Source organism: Pseudomonas salomonii (assembly GCF_900107155.1).
Lineage (GTDB): Bacteria > Pseudomonadota > Gammaproteobacteria > Pseudomonadales > Pseudomonadaceae > Aquipseudomonas > Aquipseudomonas salomonii.
Genome location: NZ_FNOX01000001.1, coordinates 368,602 through 393,130 on the forward strand (window position 1 = coordinate 368,602; position 24,529 = coordinate 393,130).

Below are 24,529 nucleotides of genomic sequence, written 5' to 3' on the forward strand. Positions count from 1 at the left end.
GCTTCACTTGTGATTTTGGGATTTTCAGCCATCCTTGCCTCGCCGGCCTTCGTCGGCGTGGCGAAAGGACTGTGGCAGACGGGTTGGTGATGCAAATCACACTTTAGAGGGATCAAGCGGTACCCCCTGCTGGCTATAGTCCCACTCAGAGTTTTTCACGGATGTTGCGCTGCGGGCCATGGGGGCCCGGTTGCCGTTCGGCATTGGAGTCGTTGTATTCCGGCCGTTACATGCATCCAGACGAAAGAACTCACTGCCATAACAATAATGCACATGGAGTAGCGTCGATGACCTCAGTAAACCAGTTCTGGCGCCGGGCAAGACTGCCCCTGGCCGTCAGTCTCGCTTCTACGCTCGCCGGGCCTGCATTCGGCGTCAGTTTCAACATCGGTGAAATCGAAGGCAGCTTCGACTCATCCCTGTCGGTGGGGGCGAGCTGGTCGACTGCCGGTCGCAATAAAGACCTGATCGGTGCCAACAACGGTGGCAGGGGGTTATCGCAGACCTCCGATGACGGCCACTTGAACTTTGACAAGGGTGATTCCTTCTCGAAGATCTTCAAGGGTATCCATGACCTCGAGTTGAAATACGGCGACACCGGCATCTTTGTGCGTGGCAAGTACTGGTATGACTTCGCGCTGCAAAACGAAGACCTGGACTTCAAGAACGTCAGCAACAACAACCGCAAAGAGGGCGCCAAGTCTTCCGGCGGGCAGATCCTCGATGCCTTCATCTACCACAACTACACCATCGCCGATCAGCCGGGTAACGTGCGGTTCGGTAAACAGGTGGTGAGCTGGGGTGAAAGCACCTTCATCGGTGGCGGTATCAACTCCATCAACCCGATCGACGTGTCTGCGTTCCGTCGTCCGGGCGCCGAAATCAAGGAAGGCTTGATTCCGGTCAACATGTTCTACGTGTCGCAAACCCTCACCGATAACCTCTCGGCCGAAGCGTTCTACCAGCTCGAATGGGACCAGACCGTCACGGATAACTGCGGCACATTCTTCTCCCAGCCGGACGTCATCTCGGATGGTTGCAGCAATAACCTGCGGGTGCTGAACAAGCGCTCCACCATCCCTGGCGCGGCCTTGCCGACCCTTAACGCCCTGGGCGTGGATGTGAACAACGAAGGGGTGCTGGTACGTCGCGGCGGTGACCGTGATGCACGCGACAGCGGCCAGTTCGGCGTGGCCATGCACTACAACTTCGAGCCGCTGGACACGGAGTTCGGTGCGTACTTCATGAACTACCACAGCCGTGCGCCGATCTTCAGCGCCACCGGTGCGCCAAACTCGGCCTTCACCCGTCCGCTGGGGCCGCTGGCGGCCTTGCGGCCATTGATCGTGGCAGGCAGCTCCCAGTACTTCGTCGAGTACCCGGAAGATATCCGCCTCTACGGCTTGAGCTTCTCCACCACGTTGCCTACCGGCACCGCCTGGAGTGGTGAACTGAGCTACCGGCCAAACGCGCCGGTACAACTGAGCACCACCGATATCCTGTACGCGGGCGTCACGCCGATTCCGGGCTTTGGCAATGCGTCGGTGCTCAAGGGCACACCGGGCCAGGACCTGCACGGCTACAACCGCAAGGAAGTGACCCAGTTCCAGACCACCTTCACGCACTTCTTCGACCAGGTCATGGGCGCCACCCGCCTGACCACCGTGGGTGAAATCGGTGTGACCCACGTCGGCGGCCTGGAGAGCAAAAACCAGGCACGTTACGGCCGTGATCCGGTCTTCGGCCCTGGCACGCTGCCCGGCGGCTTCTGCAATGCGCTTAACAATTCGACAGCCAACGGCGCAGGCCTGCCGAATGCGTCCGGCCTGAACACCAACTGCAACAATGATGGCTACACCACCGCCACGTCCTGGGGTTATCGCGCCCGGGCCATCTGGGAATACCCGGATGTGTTTGCCGGCGTGAACCTCAAGCCCAACGTGGCCTGGTCCCATGACGTCAAAGGGTATTCGCCTGGCCCTGGCGGCAACTTTGAAGAAGGTCGCAAGGCCGTCAGCCTGGGTGTGGATGCCGAGTACCAGAACACCTACACCGTCAGCCTCAACTACACCAACTTCTTTGGTGGCAAGTTCACCACCGTGGATGACCGTGACTTCATCGCGCTGAGCGCCGGCGTGAACTTCTAAGCACAACCTCTTTAAGCAGTCTGTTTTCAGGAAGAACCAGAACATGAAAATAACTAGAAGTTTGTTGCACGTGGGTGTGCTTGGGCTGTCGATCCTGGCGAGCAACGTCATGGCGGCAGTCTCGGCGGATGAAGCCGCCAAGTTGGGCACGACCTTGACGCCGATGGGCGCCGAAATGGCTGGTAACGCAGCCGGCACCATCCCTAAATGGTCGCCGCTGCCGACCAATGCCGGCGCCGTGGATGCCCGTGGCTTCCTGGCCAACCCGTATGCCAGCGAACAGCCGCAGTTCACCATCACCGCGCAGAACGTCGAGCAGTACAAGGACAAGCTGGCGCCGGGGCAGTACGCGATGTTCAAGCGCTACCCGGACACCTTCAAGATGCCGGTCTATCCGACCCATCGTGGCGCTACCGTGCCGGCCGATGTGTTTGCCTCGATCAAGAAAAACGCCACCAACACCAACCTGGTGTCCGGCGGTAACGGCCTGGAAAACTTCGAAACCGCGGTTCCGTTCCCGATTCCGAAAAGCGGCGTGGAAGTCATCTGGAACCACATCACCCGCTATCGCGGCGGCAGCGTGACCCGCCTGGTGACCCAGGCCACGCCGCAAACCAACGGCTCGTTCAGCCTGGTGTACTTCCGCGATCAGTTCGTGTTCCGCGACAAGATGAAGGACTACGACCCGAAAAACCCGGGCAACGTGCTGTTCTACTTCAAGCAGCAAGTCACCGCACCGGCGCGTCTGGCCGGTGGTGTACTGCTGGTGCATGAAACCCTGGACCAGGTTAAGGAGCCGCGTTCGGCATGGGTCTACAACGCCGGCCAGCGCCGTGTGCGCCGGGCGCCGCAAGTGTCCTATGACGGGCCGGGTACTGCTGCCGATGGCCTGCGTACCTCCGACAACCTCGACATGTACAACGGCGCACCGGACCGCTACGACTGGAAGCTTGAAGGCAAGAAAGAAATCTACATCGCCTCCAACAGCTACAAGATCGACGATCCGAAGCTCAAGTACGCCGACATCATCAAGGCCGGCCACATCAACCAGGACCTGGCGCGCTATGAGCTGCGCCGCGTCTGGCACGTGGTCGCGACCCTGAAGGAAGGCCAGCGCCACATCTATGCCAAGCGTGACTTCTTCATCGACGAAGACACCTGGCAAGCAGCGGTCATCGACCACTACGACGGTCGCGGCCAACTGTGGCGCGTCGCCGAAGCTCATGCCGAGAACTACTACGACAAGCAAGTGCCGTGGTACGCCATCGAAACCCTCTACGACCTGCAGTCCGGCCGCTACCTGGCCCTGGGCATGAAGAACGAAGAGAAGCAGGCCTATGACTTCGGTTTCACCGCCTCCACCGCAGACTTCTCCCCGGCGGCCTTGCGCCAGGATGGGGTTCGCTAAGCTGTTTTAACTGAGGCCGCATCCTCAGCGTGAAGCCCCGACTGGTTCGGGGCTTTTTTATGTGGGGATATTTTTTGTCGCAGTTCTTTTTCAGGCAAATGTCGCAAAAATCTACAAACCCGCCGCTTTTACCGCTAGTCTGCGGACATCTGCAGTGCCGACAACAGCCTTCTACAAGAGCCCGGCGATGACTGATCTGTCCCGAATCCAAGGGCCTGCGAGCGCGGTGATTCCGACCCTGGAATCGCGTTTCTACAGGCCACCGCTGCCTGACGGCTATGTGCTGCGCCCGCGCCTGTGCGAACGCCTGAGTGCCGGCCTTGCGGGACGACTGTTGCTGGTGAGCGCCCCGGCCGGGTTCGGCAAGAGTTCGCTGGCGGTGGAGTTTTGCCAGAGTCTGCCGACGCATTGGCAAAGCCTGTGGCTGGGCCTGAGCCCGCGGGATAACGACCCCGGCCGCTTCCTTGAGCGCTTGCTCGACGGCTTGCAGCAATACTTCCCGCAACTGGGTGGCCAATCCCTGGGCCTGCTGAAAATGCGTCAGCGTCACCAACCCTTTGCCTTTGAAGAATGGCTCGACGGCTTGCTCGACGAACTGACGCTGCACCTGTCCACCCAAGCGCCATTGCTGCTGGTGCTGGATGACTACCATCTGGCCCAGGGCCCGGTGCTGGATCGCTGCCTGCAATTTTTCCTCAATCATCTACCCGATGGGCTGCTGGTCATGGTCACCAGCCGCCAACGCCCGGACTGGCACCTGGCGCGGCTGCGGCTCTCGCGCCACCTGCTGGAACTGCATGAACAAGACCTGCGCCTGACTCACGACGAATCGCTGGCGGTACTCGACAGGCACAGCAGCTCGTTGCGCGGCGAAGCCCTGGACAACCTGATTCGTCGCAGCGAGGGCTGGGTGGCGGGCTTGCGCTTCTGGCTGCTGGCCCTTTCCGAAGCCGGTAATGAGGCTGCGTTGCCACAACATTTGCACGGTGGCGAAGGGCTGATCCGCGACTATCTGCTGGAAGAAGTCATCGATTGCCTGCCGGCAGACGTTCAAGCCTTTCTGTATGACACCGCCCCACAGGATCGTTTTTGCAGCGAGCTGTGCGACGCCGTGCGCGAAGCCCACGACAGCGCGCATATCCTCGGTTATTTGCAGGCCCACCAAGTGTTTCTGGTGCCGCTGGATGAGCAGGGCCACTGGTATCGCTACCACCATCTGTTTTCCGACCTGTTGCGTACCCGCCGTGCGAGCAGTGCCACCGTGCCGATTGCCAGCCTGCACCTGCGGGCCTGCCGCTGGTTCAACACCCAGGGCTTGATCGATGAAGCGGTGGAGCAGGCGTTACGTGCCGGCCACCTGGATGTGGCGGCGAACCTGGTGCAGAACCTGTCGGAGGAGCAACTGCTGGCCGAGCAAAATGTCGGCATGCTGCTGCGCTGGAAGATGGACTTGCCCGACAGCCTGCTGATCAGCACGCCGCGTTTGATCGTGCTCTACAGCTGGGCATTGGGGCTGGCCTGCCAACTCGATGCGGCCGAAGAACTGTCCAGCTACCTCAGCCGCTTTTTGCCGGCGCCGTCGGCCACTGCGCAAAAGTCGATGCTGGCCCAATGGCTGGCGCTGAGCGGGATTATCGCCCGTGGCCGAGGCGATCGTGAGTCGACCCTGCGTTATTGCAGCGAGGCGTTGGAAAGCTTGCCGCAAAAACGTTATGGCCAGCGCCTGATGTGCCTGTCGACCTTGTCCAACCTGGCCATCGTCGATGCCGATTTGTGGCGTGCCCGTGGCCTGAATCGCGAATCCCTGGAGCTGGCGCAGCGCGTCGGTAACCCGCTGTTCGAGGCGTTGGCCCATTACGATCGCGCGCGGGTGTTGCAGGCGCGCGGCGAAATCCTGCGTTCCCTGGACGAAGTGCGCCAGGGCCTGCAACGCCTGCACGGCTTGGCGCCGCAGCGGCTCTACGCGGTGCGCGCGCGGTTGTCGCTGTACGAGGGTTATCTGCTGCTGGTGCGCTATCAGCCCGAGGCCGGCCTTGTCCGTCTACGCGCGGGTCTGAACGAAGCCCGCGCCTGCCGGGATATCAGTGTACTGATCGGGCATTGTGTGATTGCCAGCTATGAAGGGCGCCGCCGGGATTTCCCCACGGCGTTTGCCGAGCTTGCCGAAGCTGAGCGCTTGATGCACATCTGGGATGTGCCGCCGATCTACTACCTGGCGATGATCACCTTGATCAAATGCGAGCTGTGGCTGGCTCAAGGCCGCACAGACCTGGCAGAAGCCTGGTTAACCCGGCTGGGGCAAACCTACAACGGTGAACACGCAGCGGCGGCGCCGGAATTTCACCCGCACTTGCCGCAACATATCGGGCTGCAACAGGCCGCGTTGGACGCCACCCGTCATCAGCCGGCCGCCGCGTTGCAACGGCTCGAAGCACTGGCGCAGCAGGCGCATAACAGTGGGCGGCAAATGATTGCCTTGATGGCCCTGACCCAGCAGGTGCAGTTGCTGCTGGAGTGTGGGCAGCAAGACCAGGCCCGACGGGCATTGGCCCGCGCCCTTGAGGCTGGCTCCGGTGGGGCGTTGCAACCCTTTCAGCGGCTGCTGGAAAGTTACCCGGACTGGATGCGTGAGCAGCTTGGCCGGGAGGCTCATGGTGTGCTGAACCAGAGCTTGTTGGCGCTGTTGCCGGTGGCTGCGGTGGTTGAGGCCTTGCCCAATCTTGAAACCTTGAGCGCACGTGAACTGGCGGTGCTGCAGTTGATTGCCCAAGGATGTTCGAACCAGGAGATCAGCAATCAGCTGTTTATTTCTCTGCACACCGTGAAAACCCACGCCAGCCATATCAACAGCAAGCTGGGTGTCGAGCGCCGGACTCAAGCGGTGGCGCGGGCCAAGTCGATGGGGCTGCTGGCCTGATAATGGGCGAGCTTTCCTGTGGAAGCTGGCTTATGTGGGAGCTGGCTCCCACATTTGACCGAGTACACCCTTAGTGGTCTCGCTACGGCGCAGTCGGGCAGGCTTTGAGCGACGTGTCGGCGGTTTTGCTGACCAGCGCGGCAAAGCGCTTGAGGTTGTTCTGATGCGCCACCACCAGGTCATCAATGCTCGGGCCTGCCGGTGTCTGCAAGGTAGTGCGGCAGGCCAGCGGTGCGACATCTGCGCCACTGGTGGACCGCAGGCGCCAGCGCACGTCGAGCAGTGCATATTGACCCGGCACCGAGTCGAATCGCTGCACTTCAACGCGTAACGACAGGGGCTGCCGGGAATGACTGTTGGCCAGTTGATCCACCAGCGCGCTTTTCAGCTCATCGGCCAGGGTTGCGGCCCACCACTGGGTTTCAAGGATCGCCACGCCACTGTCGCCCTGGCGAATCACGATTTGTGCGCGGTCCACCTGGGGCGGCACGCTGATGCTTTCAACGCGGATATCACCGGCCTGTGCTTGAGTGCTGTTAGTCCAGTGCACCGGGGTCAGGGTGTGGAAGGCAATCGGCTCACTGCGACAGGCCGCGAGCAGCACCAGCGCGGCGACCAGGGTGAGTTTCAAGGGAAAGGTCATGGCGGCTCCAATGGTCATTTGCGCGGTGGCCCTTGCAGGTCTGTTGGCGCGGCGTTGTCAGGGCGACCGCGGATCAGCGATTCCGGATGCCGGCCCAGGTAGTCCGACAGTTCGCGCAAGGAGCGCGACATGCGCGCCAGTTCATCCAGGGTCTGGGTCAGTTGTTCACGCTGCGGCGAGTCTTCGGCCAGGGTTGAGTTGGCCGACTGCAAGGTCTTGCTCACGTCACCCAGGGTGCTCTGCACGCCAGGCAGGGTCTTGGCGTTGAACTGGGCAAGGCTTTTGCGCAACTCCACCAGGCTGCCGTCGAGGTTGCCGGCGATGCGTTCGATCGGCAGTTGGTTGACCTTGTTGACGATGCCTTCGAGCTTCTCCTGTAACTGTTCCAGATTGCCGGGGATGGTCGGAATGTTGACCGGGCGCAGGTTCGGGTCAAACGCGACTTTGTCGGCTTTCGGGAAAAAATCCAGAGCGATGTACAGCTGGCCGGTCAGCAGGCTGCCGCTGCGGGCCTGGGCGCGCAGGCCGTTTTCGATAAAGGTGCCAATCAGGCGCACGCCGCCCGCTTCATCGTTGGGGTCATGGTTGGTGGCCTTGAGCAGCTTGGTGTTGGCTTCGCCGAGCAACTGCGGGTAAATCACGATGCCGACGTTGATCGGGAAGCTGCGTTTTTTAGCATCGAAGTCCAGGTTGATCGACACCACCTTGCCGAATTCGACCCCAAGAAATTCCACCGGCGCGCCCACTTTGAGCCCACGCAGTGCCTGATCAAAACGCAGTGCCATGTATTGTCCTTGACCGCTGGGCGGGGCGAGGGCGCTTTGCTGGTCGTCGAACAGTTCATAGGTGTGATCTTCGTTGGCCGGTTTGTCGTTGGGGCTGTAGGGCGGCGCCTGGAACGCAATGCCGCCGGCCAACATCGATGACAAGGACTCGGTTTTCAGCGCGAAACCATTGGCGCCGACGCTCAGGTCAATGCCGCTGGCATTCCAGAATCGCGTGTTTTCGGTGACGTACACATCATTGGGCGCATGCACGAAAACCTCGATCTTCACGCCCTTGCCATCGTCATCCAGCTCGTAGGCCACTACCTGGCCCACCGGGATCTTGCGGTAGTACACCGGCGAGCCGATATCCAGCGAGCCCAGGCCCTGGGTATGCAACGTGAAGCGCTTGCCCGGCTCGCCGTAGGTGATGGGCGGCGGGTTTTCCAGGCCTTTGAACTGTTTGGCGCGCGTATCGGACTGGCCGATATCGGCGCCGATATAGTCACCGGACAGCAAGGTATCGATGCCGGACACGCCACCGGCACCGATGCGCGGGCGTACCACCCAGAACTTGGAGTCTTCACGGGTGAAGCTTTCCGCCTGTTTGGCCAGCTTGATGGTGGCGTTGACACTTTTCTGGTCATCGCTCAAGGCCACATCCGAGACTTGGCCGATCACCACGTTGCGGTATTTGACCTCGGTTTTATTGGCGACCAGGCCGTTGCCGGTCTTGAAGTTGAGGACGATGACCGGGCCCTGTTGCAGAACGTTGTGCACCACCAGCGAGATGCCCACCAGCACCGCCACGATCGGCACGATCCACACCAGCGAAACGCTGAAGCGCCGTGTTTTGATCGCCGGTGAACCGGCAGCCGTGTCAGTGTTGTGTGAACTCATCCGAGATCTCCTCGTTGTGTGGGTTTTCCCAGATCAGGCGCGGGTCGAAACTCATGGCCGCGAGCATGGTGAACACCACCACCAGACCAAAAAACAAAATGCCCAGACGTGGCTCGATGGTGCCCAGCGCCTGGAACTTCACCAGCGCGGCCACCAGCGCGACCACAATGACATCGAGCATGGACCAGTAGCCGATCAGCTCGACAAACCGAAACAGCTTCGAGCGCTCTTTGCGCGCCCACTGGCTGTTGCGTTGCACGGTGACCAGCAGCAGGGTCAGCGAGAGAAACTTGATGCCCGGCACCGCAATGCTGGCAATGAAAATGATCAGGGCAATGTCCCAGGCGCCATGCTGCCAGAACTCCAGCACACCGCTCATGATGGTGCTTTCGGCGCCTGAACCGAGCATCGTAGTGTTCATCACCGGCAATAAATTCGCCGGGATATAAAACGCCAGTGCCGTGAGCATGTAGGCCCAGGTGCGGGTCAGCGAGTGGCGTTTGCGCCGATGCAGCGGCGCACCGCAGCGCTCGCACTCGCTGGGTTCGTCGCGCATGTCGCACGGCTGGCCGCAGGTATGGCACAGGCACAGGTTGAGTTCGCGGGCGGTCGGTGGCGAGTTCATACGGCGTCCCACAAGTCGCGTACGTCACGCCCGGCGATGCGGATCAGCAACAAGGCGAGGGCGGCGAGGGCGAACAGGCCGGTGCCGGGGATCACGTCGAGCATGCCCGCCAGCTTGAACACCGCAACCATGGCACCCAGCAGGCAGACTTCGAGCATGCTCCACGGCCTCAGCGCTTCCAGCCAGCGCATGCACACTTTGAACGCTGGCGAGCGCTTGCCGGCCAGGGCGAAACTCAGCACCCATATCAGCAACAGCAACTGAAACACCGGCGCGATGATGATCGAGATCGCCGCCACCAGCGCAATAAAAGTGATCGGCCCCAGGCTCAGCGCGACCACCGAGTCCCACAGGGTCGCGCTGTTTTTGAGGCCTTGCAGGCTGATGCTCATCACCGGATAGAAATTGGCAAAGGTCCACAGCACCGCTGCGGTGACGGTCAGTGCCAGGCGTTGTTGCACCGACAGCCCGTTGTAGCGCTGCAGCACGCCTGCGCAACGGATGCACAGGGCTTTTTGATGTTTGGCGAGCGTGACCTTTTCGTACACGCAATCGCAGTGTTCGCAGATGATCCGAGAATTGGCCATACGTCTTGCTCCAAATGCGACGCTGCGGTGCGGGTTCCATGGCGCTTGAGTAGCTTAGCAGTTGAGGCTCTTCGAATCCGGAGCAAGCTCCACCATACTGCGCCTGGAATGTGCCATAGAGCTTGCAGGAACGCCCATGAATATCGAAAAACCCGTGCTGATCCGCGAAACCTTCCCCGTCGGTCCGTTGCAGTGCAACTGCACGATCATCGGCGACCCGATCAGCAAAAAAGCCATTGTGGTCGACCCGGGCGGCAATCACGAACTGATCCTGGCGCGCCTCGATGCGCTGGGCCTCAAGGTGGTGAGCATTATCCACACTCACGCTCACCTTGATCACTTCCTGGCGTCCGGCCAGTTGAAAGAGAAGACCGGCGCCACGCTGCATTTGCACAAAGAAGACCAATTTCTTTGGGATAACCTGGAAATGCAATGCCAGATGTTTCGTGTGCCCTACACGCCGGTGCCGTCGCCGGACCGCTGGCTGGAGGACGACGAGGAGCTGGCCTGTGGTTGCGGGGTGGCGCTGCATACGCCGGGGCACACGCCGGGGTCGATGAGCTTCTGGTTTGCCGATGCCAAGCTGCTGATCGCCGGCGACACCTTGTTCAAGCGCGGCGTGGGGCGTACCGACCTGTGGGGCGGGGACCAGGCGACGATAGTGCGCTCGATCAAGCAGCGGTTGTACACCCTGGATGAGGGCGCGACCGTGGTGACAGGGCATGGGCCGGACACCCGCTTGGGCGATGAGATGCGCGAGAACCCGTTTGTGCGGGCTTGAGGGGACGCCTGCCAATAATTCGTTTACCGGCGCTGTTCTCTCTCAAGCACCGCAGTAGCAAAAAAACGCAGGTCGCGTTCAGCCTGCGTCTGCTACGGTTTCCCTGGCGGTGATAGCGGCCAGTAGTTTGTTCTGGCGCGGGGCGCGGCCACGGAATTTTTACCGCTTGTCGCGTTCCAAACTCCGCACAGGTCGATTGCCAATGTCCTTTGCACCACAGAATGCAAAAGTAGGAGCTCCCTTCATGTTTACTCCGCGTCGTCTTCTTGTTGTTGCCACCGCCGTAGCCTTGTTGTCCGGCTGCGCTTCACCTAATCCTTATGACGGCAGCCAGGGACAGGCCAGCAATGGTTCCGAAGGGGGCATCAGCAAAACCGCCAAATACGGCGGCCTGGGTGCTCTGGCCGGTGCCCTGGCGGGTGCTGCCATCGACCATAACAACCGTGGCAAGGGCGCACTGATCGGTGGTGCTATTGCAGGCCTGGGCGCCGCCGGTTATGGCTACTACGCCGACCAGCAGGAAAAGAAACTGCGTGAAAGCATGGCCAACACCGGTGTTGAGGTGCAGCGCCAGGGTGACCAGATCAAGTTGATCATGCCGGGTAATATCACTTTCGCGACTAACTCCGATGCCATCGCCAGTAGCTTCTACACGCCGCTCAATAACCTGGCTGGCTCTCTGAAGCAGTTCAATCAGAACACTATCCAGATCGTCGGCTACACCGACAGCACGGGCAGCCGCCAGTTGAACATGGACCTGTCCCAGCGTCGTGCCCAGAGCGTGGCCAACTACCTGACTTCCCAAGGCGTCAGCCCGACCAACCTGAGCGCCCGTGGTGCCGGCCCGGATAACCCGATTGCCAGCAATGCTGACGTCAATGGCCGTGCCCAGAACCGTCGCGTAGAAGTTAACCTCGGCCCGATCCCCGGCCAGCAATACGGCCAGCCTGGTCAACAGCAGCAACAACAGGCGCCGCAGCAGAACAACCAGTTCCAGGGCAACCCGTACCAGCAATACCAGTGAACCCTGGGCAATAAAAAGGGCGCCGTGCAGTCAATGCACGGCGCCCTTTTTTGTGGCTGGCGATTACATCAGTCGATGTATTCGAACACTTTCACGATCTTCTGCACGCCCGACACGCCCTGGACCAGGTTGGCCGCTCGGGTGGCTTCTGCCTGGGTCAGCAGGCCCATCATGTAGACGATGCCATTATCGGTGACGATCTTGATGCGCGAGCCGGGTACACCGCTGTCGGTGAGCATCTGCGCCTTGATCTTGGTGGTCAGCAGCGCATCGTTGCTGATGGCCAGCAGGGTGATCGGGTCCATGACCTGCAGCTCGTTGTGGACCTTCTTGACCCGCTGAACCGTCGAGGCGGCTTGTTCGGCCTGGGCCTTGAGGTCGGCACGCGGCGTCTGCCCGGCCAGCAGTACCACGCCGTTGAAGCTGGTGACCACAATGCGCGAGGCGCCGTTGCCCAGGTCGGTAGCAGCCTTGGCGACGTTGACCTTGACCTTGGTTTCGATCAGCGAATCATCGATGGTGCTGCCGAATGTGCGTGTGCCCCGGTCATCCTGAATGGGTGTGTCGCGTGTCGCAGTGATTGCCGTGCTGCAGCCGCTGATGGCGAGGCACAGCGTAATGGCCAAAAGGCTGAGGCGGTTAACGGTCATTCTTCACTCCCGAACAGTTGGCTGTCGATCAGATCGCACAGGCAGTGGATCGCCAGCAGGTGGACTTCTTGAATGCGTGCAGTGACGTTGGCCGGAACGCGGATCTCCACGTCCTCAGGCAACAACAGCGAGGCCATGCCGCCGCCGTCGCGCCCGGTCAAGGCTACGACAATCATTTCGCGGTCATGTGCGGCCTGGATCGCTTGAATAATGTTCGCCGAGTTGCCGCTGGTGGAAATCGCCAGCAATACATCGCCGGGTTGGCCCAGGGCGCGGATCTGCTTGGAGAAGATTTCGTTGTAGCTGTAATCGTTGGCGATCGAGGTGATCGTCGACGAGTCGGTGGTCAGGGCGATGGCCGGCAGGCTCGGGCGCTCGCGCTCGAAGCGGTTGAGCAGCTCGGAGGAGAAGTGCTGGGCATCACCGGCCGAACCGCCGTTGCCGCACGAAAGCATTTTGCCCTCGTTGAGCAAGGCATTGACCATGACCTGACTGGCTTGCTCGATGTGCGGTGCAAGTACGTCCATCGCCTGTTGCTTGGTGTCGATGCTGGCCTGGAAAAGCTGGCGAATTCGGGATTGCATGTCCATCTGTGTGACCTTAAGTAGCGCGGCTGTTTGGCACAGAAATGTGCAGCCCGCAAAGCAAAGAGCAAAAGTGTGTGGTGAAGATATCCGGGCAATCAGCTGTCGAAGGCATTTTTGAGCCAGTTCAAATCAGCTGGGCCTGCCGGTGTGCTTTCCATGGCAACCACATCGAAACGGCAAGGGCTGTCAGCCCAGCGATGCTCTTTTTGCAGGAAAAACTGCGCGGCGAGTATCAGCTTCTGACGCTTGCGCCCGTCGATACTGGCGAGCGCGCCACCCCATTGTGCGTGTTTTCTGTAGCGGACTTCGACGAATACTACTGTATCGCCGTCAAGCATGACCAGATCAAGCTCACCGCGTTTACATAACCAGTTCTGCGCCAGAAGGCGCAGACCCTGTTGTTGCAGATAGTTCAGAGCTTGCTGTTCGGCATCCTTGCCGCTTTGTGCGCTGGACCGCTCGGGCATCAGCGCGGGGTGTCCGGCAGGCGTTGGATCTCGCCACCGACGAATTTCGCCCATGGCATCTGGCGGTCGACACGCTGGTAGGCGCCGATGCCCAGGTTGCCCGACAGGCCGTCAATGCGAGTGTCCGGCAGTGCCTTGAGTTGGCCCAGGCGCGGTGCCAGGCGGTAGGCGTCCACGCCCATCGCATACAGGCGGCCAAGGCTGCCATTGGCTTGCGGCCATTGCGCGGCAACCTGGTTGCGCAGCGGGTCGGTGGTGTTGAGCAGCCATGGGGTTTCGCAGAACATCACGTTTGTCATGTCCAGGTACTGGTTTTTGTCGCCGCTGGCGCTGAACACGTGGGACGTCGCATACACAGGCACATCACCGGCGTACTGGAAGTTCAGGGTTGGTTTGATCTGCTGGGCCAGTTGCGGGGTTACAGCCAGGAAAATGAACTCGATGTCCTGGCGGCGCGAAGGTTGCGCGGCGACGTCGGTGCCGACGGTGCTTTGCAGGCTTTTGGCGCGGCCTTCGCTTTTACGCAACTGGAACAGGTCGGCAATCTGCTGGGCGAGGGCCACCGGCTGATCGACGTACTCGACGCCCACCACGGTGCCGCCGTTGGCTTCCCAGTCCTGACGGAAGGCTTTATAGACACGCTCACCCCATTCGCCACGGGGCACCATGGCGGCGGCGCGGTGCAGGCCGTCGGCACGGGCGCGACGCGAGACTTCGCGGGCTTCGTCTTCGGCGGCCAGGCCGAACTGGAACAGTTGCGGCGGGTTTTCGTTAAGTTCGCTGTAGTTGAGGCCCAGGGTGGTGATCGGCAATTGCCCACGGGAGGCGAGCTGCTTGACCAGGGGTTTCTCCAGCGGGCCGACCACCAGTTGCACACCGGCGGCCTTGGCCTTGGCATAGAAGTCGTCCAGGGAGGTCAGGCGCGAGCTGTCATAGAACTCGATGACCGGCGGCTTCTGTCCGGCTTGTTCAGCCTGGAAATGCGCGGCCATGAAGCCTTCGCGCAGCGCCTTGCCGACCGCCGACAATGGGCCTTCCTGCGGCAGCAGCAATGCGATTTTGGTCAACGGCTGGCTGGCCAGCTCCTTGAGCTTGGTCAGCGGGGTCGGCAGGTTGACTGCCGCCGGGTGGCCTGGGTTCTGCGCGCGCCAGGTATCAATGGCGGCTTGCTGTTGCTCCAGGGTGCCGGCGCCCTTGATGGCCTGGGCCAGGGTGATCCAGCCGTCGAGGGTCGGGTTGCCGCTGGCTTGCAGTTGCTCTGCAGGCAGCGCGGCGACCAGCGCCCAGATGGCTTCGTGGTTGTCCTTGGCGGCATCGCCCGTCAGCAAGGGCGCCATGGCGACCCGCTCACGCGCGGCAGCCAGGGTCTGGCCATCGGCTTCATAGGCGCGTGCATGCACGCTGCCGGTTCGCACCTGCTGGTCAGCCGGCAGCTCTTTGAGGCTTTGCAGGCTGGGGTGGTTCAGGGCGGCCAGCGCCGCTTTGGGCTGATTGCGCGCCATGGCCAGTTCCGCGGCCAGGGTGCTGGCAAACACTTGGGCGGCCGGCTTCAGGACATCCAGGGGCACCTGCGCAAGAATCTGCGACGAACGGCCAGGGTTGTTCTGGTGGTAGGCCAGGTCTGCCGCACTCAGGCGCAACATCGCGGCCTTTTCTGGCGTACTGGCGTTGGTGGCCTGTTCGAGCAGTTGCTCGATACTGGCATCCGGGGTCCGGGGGAGGTCGCCAAGGCTGGACGAGGGCGAGCTGGCGCACGCGGCCAGTAAGGCAGCGAGGCAGAGGGCGGAGAGCAGCCGCAGGCAAGCGATCATGTAAGTGTTCCTGATACCGATCAAATTAGCGTGGAATTGTACCCAAGCACTGGCCCAGGCGCGATGTTACTGGCGTGAAACCATCGATTTAGGTCGTGTAAATGTTGCGAGCCGGCATCGATGGCCGACCTCGAGGGCATATTATCGAGGCGCCTACGCGCTACAATGCGACTTTTCCTTACCATCGAGGTGTGCGTTTTGACTGCTCCAGGTCCTTTGAATTCCACTGCAGGCTCGCTTTTTGTCGTGGCGACGCCCATTGGCAACCTGGACGACATCAGTGCTCGGGCGCTGAAAGTGTTGCGCGACGTAAAATTGATCGCGGCTGAAGACACACGGCACTCCCAGCGTTTGATGCAGCATTTTGGTATCAGCACGCCATTAGCCGCGTGCCATGAGCATAACGAACGCGAAGAAGGCAGCCGTTTTATCACGCGCTTGCTGGCGGGCGACGATGTGGCGTTGATCTCGGATGCCGGCACTCCGTTGATTTCCGACCCTGGCTACCACCTGGTCCGCCAGGCGCGTGCCGCTGGTATCAATGTAGTGCCAGTTCCGGGAGCGTGCGCGCTGATTGCGGCATTATCGGCTGCCGGGTTGCCGTCGGACCGTTTTATCTTCGAAGGTTTCCTGCCCGCCAAGGCGGTTGGGCGCCGTGCGCGCCTGCAAGCGTTGAAGGAAGAGCAGCGTACCTTGATCTTTTACGAGGCACCGCATCGCATTCTCGAGTGCTTGCAGGACATGGAGCTGGTGTTCGGCGGCGAACGCCTGGCGTTGTTGGCCCGGGAGCTGACCAAGACCTTTGAGACCCTCAAGGGCTTGCCACTGGAAGAGCTCAGGGCGTTCGTCGAGGGCGACAGCAACCAGCAGCGCGGTGAGTGTGTGGTGCTGGTGGCCGGCTGGACCGCACCGGAAAATGAAGACGCGGTGGGCAGCGAGGCCATGCGTATTCTCGATTTATTGCTTAAAGAGATGCCCCTAAAGCGTGCGGCAGCCTTGACGGCTGAAATTACCGGCTTGCGTAAGAATGTGCTGTATCAAGTCGCGCTCGATAAGCAGAAGGCCGAATAGTTCCGGGGTTAAACCGGTATCCCGTCCGAACGTGATGGCATTGCTGCACTTTTAATACTTGTCCTGAAGCCGTCGTGCCGTTAACCTGCGCGGCGGAGAGTCGATTGGACAGTCGCTGCCCTCTATGAAAATTAGGGGGGGGAGGAAAGTCCGGGCTCCATAGGGCGAAGTGCCAGGTAATGCCTGGGAGGCGTGAGCCTACGGAAAGTGCCACAGAAAATAACCGCCTAAGCACTTCGGTGCCGGTAAGGGTGAAAAGGTGCGGTAAGAGCGCACCGCACGTCTGGCAACAGTTCGTGGCTAGGTAAACCCCACTTGGAGCAAGACCAAATAGGGTCCCAAGGCGTGGCCCGCGCTGGGACCGGGTAGGTTGCTAAAGATGTCCAGTGATGGCCATCGTAGACGAATGACTGTTCAAGACAGAACCCGGCTTATAGATCGACTCTCCACCTTTTTTCCTTCTGTCCGAGTCTCGTACAGAAACCTGGTAGTAACGCAAGAATCCCTCCCTGCCAAATCATTGGCAGATGCATCTTCGTAATACCAAAAAAATCTTACTCTTAATAAATCACTTTAACTTTAAGCCATAGCTCCATGAGCTATTTGCGGTTGTTGAGTCAAAAACAACGCTGAACTCGCGTTTCTCCTCCTTTTACGCTCCTAAATCTCCGTTCTGTAAGGCTTTTCCTTGAATCCGTGCCTTGACGGTGTGGTGGGCGCATTCCTATAGTGTGCGCAAGTGGCGGAAAGTGGCACAAAGTGGGTTTTTTGAACGTAAAACGCTAAAATTTGGAGAAACGCATCTGTGTTTCGCGGAGCTAACGCTATCAGTCTCGATGCAAAAGGCCGTCTCGCCATGCCGAGCCGGTATCGTGACGAGCTCATTTCGCGAAGTTCAGGCCAGTTAATCATCACGATTGACGCCGTTGACCCTTGTTTGTGTGTTTACCCCCTCGATGAGTGGGAGTTGATCGAAACCAAGTTGCGCGCTCTGCCTTCGTTGCGTGAAGAAAACCGCCGCCTCCAGCGTCTGCTGATAGGTAATGCCGTCGACCTTGAACTCGATGGCAGTGGTCGTTTCCTGGTGCCTCCGCGCTTGCGCGAGTACGCCAAGCTGGATAAGCGCGCAATGCTGGTGGGCCAACTGAACAAGTTCCAATTGTGGGACGAAGATGCCTGGGATGCTGTTTCTGCAGCAGACCTGGCTGCTATTCAACAACCGGGCGCTATGCCTGACGAACTGCGTGATTTGATCCTGTGACTATTGATAGCGGCTTTAACCACATCACCGTACTGCTTGACGAAGCCGTTGAGGCTCTCGCCGTACGCGCGGATGGCTGCTATGTGGATGGCACCTTCGGCAGGGGCGGGCACAGCCGGTTGATACTCAGCCAGCTCGGGTCCGACGGTAAACTCCTCGGGTTTGACAAAGACCCTCAAGCGATTGCCACCGGGCAAGCGCTAGCGGCCGAAGACGGCCGCTTTGTCGTTGTGCAGCGCAGCTTTGCCGAGTTGGGTGCCGAAGTCGCCGAGCGCGGCATGGCAGGCAAGGTGGCCGGGGTTTTGCTCGACCTGGGCGTATCTTCGCCACAGCTTGACGACCCCGAGCGCGGCTTCAGTTTCATGAACGACGGTCCGCTCGACATGCGCATGGACCCGACCCGTGGCATCAGCGCTGCGCAGTTCATCGCCACTGCGCCCCATGAAGAAATCACCCGCGTGTTCAAGGAATACGGTGAAGAACGCTTCGCCGGCCGTATGGCCCGTGCCGTGGTCGAGCGCCGTGAAATCCAGCCGTTCGAGCGCACCGCCGACCTGGCTGAAGTGCTCAAGGTCGCGAACCCTGCGTGGGAAAAGGGCAAGAACCCGGCGACCCGTGCGTTCCAGGGCCTGCGCATTCACGTCAATAACGAATTGGGCGATCTGGAAGCCGGCCTCGAAGCCGCACTGGACGCCCTGGAAGTGGGTGGTCGCCTGGTGGTGATCAGCTTTCACTCCCTGGAAGACCGCATCGTCAAACTGTTCATGCGTCGTTTGGTCAAGGGCGAGTCCGATAACCTGCCGCGCAACCTGCCGGTGCGTTTCGAGGCCTTTGTGCCGAAAATCAAAATCCATGGCAAAGCGCAGTTCGCCTCCGAAGCCGAACTCAAGGCCAACCCACGTTCCCGTAGCGCCGTTATGCGCGTCGCGGAGAAGCTGCGGTGAGCAAGCTTTTCGCCAAGCCCCTCCCGGGCGGCAGCTTCTTTATGTTGCTGCTGTTTGTCGGCGTGCTGGTGTCCGCGATTGCGGTGTCTTACAGCGCCCACTACAACCGTCAACTGCTCAACACCCTGTACGGGGAATTGAGTGTGCGTGATAAAGCGCAGGCGGAATGGGGCCGGTTGATTCTTGAGCAAAGCACCTGGACGGCCCATAGCCGCATCGAAACGCTCGCCACCGAGCAGTTGAAAATGCACATCCCTGGCGCAGCTGAAGTGCGGATGGTGGCGCCATGATGAAACTCGAAGGTGCACTCTATCCGTGGCGCTTCCGCCTGATGCTCGGCATCCTGGCCCTGATGGCCGGCGCGATTGCCTGGCGGATTATCGACCTGCAAGTGATCGACCGCGACTTCCTGATCGGCGAGGGTAACGCCCGTAGCCTGCGGCATATCCCGATTCCTGCGCACCGCGGCCTGATCACCGACCGTAACGGCGAGCCTCTGGCCGTGAGTACGCCGGTGACCACCCTGTGGGCCAATGCCAAGGAACTGCAAACCGCCAAGGACAAATGGCCTGAGCTGGCTGCCGCGCTGGGCCAGGACCCTAAAGCCTTGAGCGAGCGCCTGGAAGCCCAGGCCAACAAAGAATTCATCTACCTGGTGCGTGGGCTGACGCCCGAGCAGGGCCAGCAAGTGCTCGACCTTAAAGTCCCCGGTGTCTATGGCATCGAGGAGTTTCGTCGTTTCTACCCGGCCGGTGAAACCACCGCGCATATGGTTGGCTTTACCGACATTGATGACCACGGCCGTGAAGGTGTGGAGCTGGCTTACGACGAATGGCTGGCCGGCGTGCCCGGCAAACGGCAGGTCATCAAGGATCGACGCGGCAGACTGATCAAAGATGTCCAGGTGACCAAAAACGCCAAGGCCGGCAAGCCCTTGGCGTTGTCGATTGACCTGCGTCTGCAGTACCTGGCCAACCGCGAGCTGCGCAACGCGATCATCGAGAACGGCGCCAAGGCCGGTAGCCTGGTGATCATGGACGTCAAGACCGGCGAGATTCTCGCCATGGTCAACCAGCCGACCTACAACCCGAACAACCGTCGCAACCTGCAACCGGCGATGATGCGTAACCGCGCCATGATCGACGTGTTCGAGCCGGGTTCGACCATGAAAGCCATCTCCATGAGTGCCGCCCTGGAAACCGGGCGCTGGAAGCCGACCGACAAGGTCGAGGTTTACCCAGGCACCTTGCAGTTGGGCAAATACACCATTCGTGACGTGTCCCGCAGCGAAGGTCCGGTGCTGGATCTGACAGGTATTCTGATCAACTCCAGTAACGTCGGCATGAGTAAGGTTGCCTTCGATATCGGCGGCGAGACCATCTATCACCTGGCGCAAAAAATCGGTTTGGGCCAACCCACCGGCCTGGATTTCCCAGGCGAACGCGTGGGCAACCTGCCGAACTACCGCGACTGGAAAAAAGCAGAGACTGCCACGCTCTCCTACGGCTACGGCCTGTCGGTTACCGCGATCCAGCTGGCCCACGCTTTCTCTGTATTGGCCAATAATGGCCGAATGGTTCCGCTGAGCTTGATCCACATCGACGAAGCGCCGAAAGCCACCCAGGTGATCCCGGAAAACGTCGCCAAGACCATGCAAGGCATGCTGCAACAAGTGATCGAAGCTCCGCGCGGTGTGTTCCGGGCGCAGGTGCCGGCTTATCACGTGGCCGGCAAGTCCGGTACTGCACGTAAGACCTCGGTCGGTACCAAGGGCTACGCCGAAAACTCTTACCGCTCGCTGTTCGCCGGCTTCGGCCCGATGAGCGATCCGCGCTTCGCCATCGTCGTAGTGATTGATGAACCCAGCAAGGCCGGCTACTTCGGCGGCCTGGTATCGGCGCCGGTGTTCAGCAAAGTGATGTCCGGCACCCTGCGCCTGATGAACATCACGCCGGATAACCTGCCGCCGACTCAACAAGCGAACGCCGGGCCACCGGCCGCAGCTGTCAAAGCCAATGGAGGGCGCGGCTGATGTCTCTTAGCCTGAACAAGATTTTTGCCCACGCCGGACGCGATCTGCTGATTCGTGAGCTGAGCCTGGACAGCCGTAATGTACGCGCCGGTGACCTGTTCCTGGCGGTGCCCGGCGGCAAGCTCGATGGCCGTGCGCACATCGCCGATGCCCTGCAACGTGGCGCGGCCGCCGTGGCTTATGAAGTGGATGGCGCCACCGTGCTGCCGATCACCGATGTGCCATTGATTCCGGTCAAGGGTCTGGCTGCACAGCTGTCGGACATCGCCGGGCGTTTTTATGGTGACCCGAGCCGTCAGTTGAACCTGATCGGCGTGACCGGCACCAACGGCAAGACCAGCGTGACCCAATTGGTCGCGCAGGCACTCGATCTGCTGGGCCAGCATTGCGGCATTGTCGGCACCCTGGGCACTGGTTTTTACGGATCGCTGCAAAGCGGCCTGCACACCACACCGAACCCGATCGCCGTGCAAGCGACCCTGGCCGACCTGAAAAAGGCCGGTGCCAAGGCGGTGGCCATGGAAGTCTCTTCCCACGGCCTGGACCAGGGCCGCGTGACGGCCTTGGCGTTTGACGTGGCGGTGATGACCAACCTGTCTCGCGACCACCTCGACTACCACGGCACCATGGAGGCGTACGCCGCCGCCAAGGCCAAGCTGTTCGCCTGGAATGACTTGAAGTGCCGGGTGGTCAACCTGGATGACGCCTTCGGCCGCCAACTGGCTGCCGACGACAGCGAAGCACGCCTGATCACTTACAGCCTGGAAGACGCCAGCGCGTATCTGTATTGCCGCGAAGCCCAATTTAATGACGAAGGCGTGCTCGCCACGCTGGTCACGCCCCAGGGCGAACATCACTTGCGCAGCACCTTGCTCGGGCGTTTCAACCTGAGCAACGTGCTGGCGGCTGTTGGTGCATTGCTTGGCCTGGACTACGCCCTGGACGAAATCCTGCGGGTACTGCCCAAGCTCGAAGGCCCGGCCGGTCGCATGCAGCGTTTGGGTGGCGGTTCACAGCCGCTGGTGGTGGTCGATTACGCCCACACCCCGGACGCGCTGGAAAAAGTCCTCGAAGCCCTGCGCCCACACGCCAAAGGCAAATTGCTCTGCCTGTTCGGCTGCGGCGGTGACCGTGATCGCGGCAAGCGCCCGCTGATGGCTGAAATCGTCGAGCGCCTGGCCGATGGCGTGCTCGTCACCGACGACAACCCGCGCAGCGAAGACCCGCGCCAGATTTTCGACGACATCCGTGTCGGCTTTAAAGACGCCACCAAGGCCACCTTCGTTGCTGGTCGCGGCGCCGCCATTGCCCAATTGATCGCCAGCGCCAGTGCTGACGACGTGGTGGTGCTGGCCGGTAAAGGTCACGAGGACTATCAGGAAATCAACGGCGAACGCCATGCCTTCTCTGATCTGGTCGAGGCTGATCACGCCTTGACTGCCTGGGAGGTCGCCCATGCTTAAGGCGATGACGTTCAGCGAACTGACCCAGGCCTTGTCGGCCCGCGTAGTGTCGAGCGATTGCAGCTTCGACGGCGTCAGTATCGACAGTCGTAACATCAAGCCGGGGCAATTGTTTGTTGCACTGGCCGGCCCGCGTTTCGATGGGCACGACTACCTGAACGAAGTCGCCGCCAAAGGTGCCGTGGGGGCCTTGGTGCAGCGTGAAGTCACGGACTCGGCGCTGCCGCAATTGCTGGTTGCCGATACCCGTCTGGCCCTCGGCCAGTTGGGCGCGCTGAACCGTGCCGCATTTGGTAAGCCGGTTGCGGCCATCACCGGTTCCAGCGGCAAAACCACGGTCAAGGAGCTGCTCGCCGGCGTGTTGCGCACGCGCGGGCCGGTACTCGCCACCCGTGGCAACCTGAACAATGATTTCGGCGCGCCGCTGACCTTGCTCGAACTGGCCCCGGAACACACGGCGGCGGTCATCGAGCTGGGCGCTTCGCGCGTCGGCGAAATCGCTTACACCGTGGCGCTGACCAAGCCTCACGTGGCGATTATCAACAATGCCGGTACCGCCCACGTGGGTGAGTTCGGTGGCCCGGAGAAAATCGTCGAAGCCAAGGGCGAGATTCTCGAAGGCCTGGATGCCTCGGGCACGGCTGTATTGAACCTCGACGACAAGGCCTTCGAGACCTGGCGTGTACGCGCCGCCGGTCGCAAGGTGCTGACGTTTGCCGTGCTCAACGCCGCCGCTGATTTCCACGCAGCCGACATCACCGTCGACGCCCGTGGTTGCCCGTCCTTCACCTTGCACACACCGCAAGGCAGCGAGCACGTGCAACTGAACCTGCTGGGCAACCATAACGTCGCCAATGCCTTGGCCGCCGCCGCTGCCGCCTGCGCCCTGGGCGTATCGCTGTTCGGTATCGCCACCGGCCTGGGCGCGGTGCAGCCGGTCAAGGGCCGCACCGTGGCGCAACTGGCGACCAACGGCATGCGTGTGATTGATGACACCTACAACGCCAACCAGTCTTCCATCTGCGCCGCTATCGACCTGCTTAAAAGCTTCGCCGGGCGCAAGGTGCTGGTGCTGGGCGATATCGCTGAGCTGGGCGACTGGGCCGAGCAGTCCCACCGCGAAGTGGGCGCCTACGCGAGCGGCAAAGTCGACGCGCTGTACGCCGTTGGCCCGAACATGGCCCACGCCGTTGACACCTTCGGCCTCGGCGCGCGGCATTTCGCTACCCAGGCCGAGCTGATCCAGGCGCTGGCGGCGGCTGAACACGACAAACAAACAACCATTTTGATCAAGGGATCGCGCAGCGCGGTGATGGAAAACGTCGTCGCGGCCTTGTGTGGCTCAAGTACGGAGAAACATTAATGCTGCTGCTGCTGGCTGAGTATCTGCAACAGTTCCACAAAGGCTTCGCGGTCTTTCAGTACCTGACCCTGCGCGGGATCCTGGGTGTGCTGACTGCGCTGTCTTTGTCGCTGTTCCTGGGGCCGTGGATGATCCGCACCCTGCAGAACCTGCAAATTGGTCAATCGGTTCGTAATGACGGCCCGCAGTCGCACCTGTCCAAATCCGGCACCCCGACCATGGGCGGTGCGCTGATCCTGTCTTCCATCGGCATCAGCACCTTGCTGTGGGCCGACCTGCATAACCGCTATGTGTGGACCGTGCTGCTGGTGACCCTGTTGTTCGGTGCGATCGGCTGGGTCGATGACTACCGCAAAGTGATCGAGAAAAACTCCAAGGGTTTGCCCAGCCGCTGGAAGTACTTCTGGCAGTCGGTGTTTGGCCTTGGCGCCGCGATCTTCCTGTACATGACCGCGCCAAGCGCCGTCGAAACCACCTTGATCATTCCGATGCTCAAGGACGCCAGCATTCCACTGGGCGTTGGCTTTGTGGTGCTGACCTACTTCGTGATCGTCGGCTCCAGCAACGCGGTGAACCTGACCGATGGTCTCGACGGTCTGGCAATCATGCCGACCGTGATGGTCGGTGGTGCGCTGGGTATCTTCTGCTACCTGTCGGGTAACGTGAAATTCGCTGAATACCTGCTGATTCCGTATGTACCGGGCGCGGGTGAGTTGATTGTGTTCTGCGGCGCGCTGATCGGCGCGGGCCTTGGCTTCCTGTGGTTCAACACCTATCCCGCACAAGTCTTTATGGGCGACGTCGGCGCGCTGGCGCTGGGCGCAGCCTTGGGCACCATCGCGGTGATCGTCCGCCAGGAAATCGTGCTGTTCATCATGGGCGGTGTGTTCGTGATGGAAACCCTGTCGGTGGTCATCCAGGTGGCTTCCTTCAAATTGACCGGGCGTCGTGTGTTCCGCATGGCGCCGATTCACCACCACTTTGAACTCAAGGGCTGGCCCGAGCCACGTGTGATTGTCCGCTTCTGGATCATCACCGTGATTCTGGTACTGGTCGGCCTTGCCACCCTGAAACTGAGGTAGAA

21 protein-coding genes and 1 other RNA gene are annotated in these 24,529 nt (G+C 60.8%); 14 read left to right on the forward strand and 8 right to left on the reverse strand.

The window, feature by feature from the left end; all coding sequences use genetic code 11:
• The first annotated feature begins 287 nt into the window (after nucleotides 1-287).
• From BLV67_RS01865 to BLV67_RS01875, 3 genes are all read left to right on the forward strand, one after another.
• Nucleotides 288-2,147, forward strand: a complete 1,860-nt coding sequence (locus BLV67_RS01865) for a DUF1302 domain-containing protein (RefSeq protein WP_069786087.1) — start codon at nucleotides 288-290, stop codon at nucleotides 2,145-2,147.
• A gap of 43 nt (nucleotides 2,148-2,190) precedes the next feature.
• Nucleotides 2,191-3,555: a DUF1329 domain-containing protein gene (locus BLV67_RS01870; RefSeq protein WP_058419333.1), complete on the forward strand. Its 1,365-nt coding sequence runs from the start codon at nucleotides 2,191-2,193 to the stop codon at nucleotides 3,553-3,555.
• Nucleotides 3,556-3,742: 187 nt separating this feature from the next.
• A complete protein-coding gene (locus BLV67_RS01875; RefSeq protein WP_069786088.1) occupies nucleotides 3,743-6,472 on the forward strand; it encodes a winged helix-turn-helix domain-containing protein in 2,730 nt (909 codons plus the stop codon).
• A gap of 82 nt (nucleotides 6,473-6,554) precedes the next feature.
• On the opposite strand, the gene BLV67_RS01880 is transcribed toward BLV67_RS01875, so the two are convergent.
• Genes BLV67_RS01880 through BLV67_RS01895 form a run of 4 tightly spaced genes read right to left on the reverse strand, consistent with a single transcriptional unit; the run spans nucleotide 6,555 to nucleotide 9,991 of the window.
• Nucleotides 6,555-7,115, reverse strand: a complete 561-nt coding sequence (locus BLV67_RS01880) for a PqiC family protein (RefSeq protein WP_069786089.1) — start codon at nucleotides 7,113-7,115, stop codon at nucleotides 6,555-6,557.
• Nucleotides 7,116-7,129: 14 nt separating this feature from the next.
• Nucleotides 7,130-8,779, reverse strand: a complete 1,650-nt coding sequence (locus tag BLV67_RS01885; RefSeq protein WP_069786090.1) for a PqiB family protein — start codon at nucleotides 8,777-8,779, stop codon at nucleotides 7,130-7,132.
• The gene (locus BLV67_RS01890; protein WP_069786091.1) at nucleotides 8,760-9,404 is read right to left on the reverse strand and encodes a paraquat-inducible protein A; all 645 of its coding nucleotides are present in this window, start codon (nucleotides 9,402-9,404) and stop codon (nucleotides 8,760-8,762) included. The genes BLV67_RS01885 and BLV67_RS01890 overlap by 20 nt, the downstream gene beginning before the upstream one ends.
• Entirely contained in the window at nucleotides 9,401-9,991 is a 591-nt protein-coding gene (locus BLV67_RS01895; RefSeq protein ID WP_069786092.1) for a paraquat-inducible protein A, read from the reverse strand. The genes BLV67_RS01890 and BLV67_RS01895 overlap by 4 nt, the downstream gene beginning before the upstream one ends.
• Before the next feature lie 136 nt (nucleotides 9,992-10,127).
• On the opposite strand from BLV67_RS01895, the gene BLV67_RS01900 reads away from it, so the two are divergent.
• Nucleotides 10,128-10,772, forward strand: coding sequence for an MBL fold metallo-hydrolase (locus BLV67_RS01900; RefSeq protein ID WP_056858989.1), 645 nt, complete (start codon nucleotides 10,128-10,130; stop codon nucleotides 10,770-10,772).
• Between the two features lie 244 nt (nucleotides 10,773-11,016).
• Nucleotides 11,017-11,796 carry a YiaD family glycine zipper/OmpA-like lipoprotein gene (locus tag BLV67_RS01905; RefSeq protein WP_056858988.1) on the forward strand — a complete coding sequence of 260 codons (780 nt, stop codon included), beginning with the start codon at nucleotides 11,017-11,019 and terminating at the stop codon, nucleotides 11,794-11,796.
• A gap of 68 nt (nucleotides 11,797-11,864) precedes the next feature.
• Here BLV67_RS01905 and BLV67_RS01910 read toward each other — a convergent pair whose 3' ends face one another.
• The 4 genes from BLV67_RS01910 to BLV67_RS01925 form a co-directional block, all read right to left on the reverse strand.
• Complete coding sequence (locus BLV67_RS01910; RefSeq protein ID WP_017138196.1) at nucleotides 11,865-12,446, reverse strand: BON domain-containing protein; 582 nt, start codon at nucleotides 12,444-12,446, stop codon at nucleotides 11,865-11,867.
• Nucleotides 12,443-13,036 (reverse strand): phosphoheptose isomerase, encoded by a 594-nt coding sequence (locus BLV67_RS01915; RefSeq protein ID WP_007904374.1) that lies wholly within the window; start codon nucleotides 13,034-13,036, stop codon nucleotides 12,443-12,445. The genes BLV67_RS01910 and BLV67_RS01915 overlap by 4 nt, the downstream gene beginning before the upstream one ends.
• 92 nt (nucleotides 13,037-13,128) lie before the next feature.
• A complete protein-coding gene (locus tag BLV67_RS01920; protein WP_069786093.1) occupies nucleotides 13,129-13,500 on the reverse strand; it encodes a YraN family protein in 372 nt (123 codons plus the stop codon).
• Nucleotides 13,500-15,311, reverse strand: coding sequence for a penicillin-binding protein activator (locus tag BLV67_RS01925; protein ID WP_065912499.1), 1,812 nt, complete (start codon nucleotides 15,309-15,311; stop codon nucleotides 13,500-13,502). Before BLV67_RS01925 ends, BLV67_RS01920 begins: the two co-directional genes overlap by 1 nt.
• A gap of 165 nt (nucleotides 15,312-15,476) precedes the next feature.
• Here BLV67_RS01925 and rsmI point away from each other — a divergent pair, with 165 nt between their 5' ends.
• From rsmI to mraY, 9 genes are all read left to right on the forward strand, one after another.
• Nucleotides 15,477-16,382, forward strand: coding sequence for a 16S rRNA (cytidine(1402)-2'-O)-methyltransferase (gene rsmI, locus BLV67_RS01930; protein WP_167365867.1), 906 nt, complete (start codon nucleotides 15,477-15,479; stop codon nucleotides 16,380-16,382).
• Nucleotides 16,383-16,478: 96 nt separating this feature from the next.
• Nucleotides 16,479-16,832: RNase P RNA component class A (gene rnpB / locus BLV67_RS01935), an RNA gene on the forward strand.
• A 355-nt stretch (nucleotides 16,833-17,187) separates the two neighbouring features.
• A complete protein-coding gene (gene mraZ, locus BLV67_RS01940) occupies nucleotides 17,188-17,643 on the forward strand; it encodes a division/cell wall cluster transcriptional repressor MraZ (protein ID WP_003171868.1) in 456 nt (151 codons plus the stop codon).
• Nucleotides 17,640-18,587: a 16S rRNA (cytosine(1402)-N(4))-methyltransferase RsmH gene (gene rsmH, locus BLV67_RS01945; RefSeq protein ID WP_017138192.1), complete on the forward strand. Its 948-nt coding sequence runs from the start codon at nucleotides 17,640-17,642 to the stop codon at nucleotides 18,585-18,587. The genes mraZ and rsmH overlap by 4 nt, the downstream gene beginning before the upstream one ends.
• Nucleotides 18,584-18,877: a cell division protein FtsL gene (gene ftsL / locus BLV67_RS01950; protein WP_056858984.1), complete on the forward strand. Its 294-nt coding sequence runs from the start codon at nucleotides 18,584-18,586 to the stop codon at nucleotides 18,875-18,877. Before rsmH ends, ftsL begins: the two co-directional genes overlap by 4 nt.
• Complete coding sequence (locus BLV67_RS01955; RefSeq protein WP_163005432.1) at nucleotides 18,877-20,619, forward strand: peptidoglycan D,D-transpeptidase FtsI family protein; 1,743 nt, start codon at nucleotides 18,877-18,879, stop codon at nucleotides 20,617-20,619. The genes ftsL and BLV67_RS01955 overlap by 1 nt, the downstream gene beginning before the upstream one ends.
• Nucleotides 20,619-22,082: a UDP-N-acetylmuramoyl-L-alanyl-D-glutamate--2,6-diaminopimelate ligase gene (locus BLV67_RS01960; RefSeq protein WP_069786095.1), complete on the forward strand. Its 1,464-nt coding sequence runs from the start codon at nucleotides 20,619-20,621 to the stop codon at nucleotides 22,080-22,082. Before BLV67_RS01955 ends, BLV67_RS01960 begins: the two co-directional genes overlap by 1 nt.
• A complete protein-coding gene (locus BLV67_RS01965; RefSeq protein WP_069786096.1) occupies nucleotides 22,075-23,445 on the forward strand; it encodes a UDP-N-acetylmuramoyl-tripeptide--D-alanyl-D-alanine ligase in 1,371 nt (456 codons plus the stop codon). Before BLV67_RS01960 ends, BLV67_RS01965 begins: the two co-directional genes overlap by 8 nt.
• On the forward strand, nucleotides 23,445-24,527 hold the full coding sequence (mraY, locus tag BLV67_RS01970; RefSeq protein ID WP_017138188.1) for a phospho-N-acetylmuramoyl-pentapeptide-transferase: 1,083 nt from the start codon (nucleotides 23,445-23,447) through the stop codon (nucleotides 24,525-24,527). The genes BLV67_RS01965 and mraY overlap by 1 nt, the downstream gene beginning before the upstream one ends.
• Nucleotides 24,528-24,529: the final 2 nt, after the last annotated feature.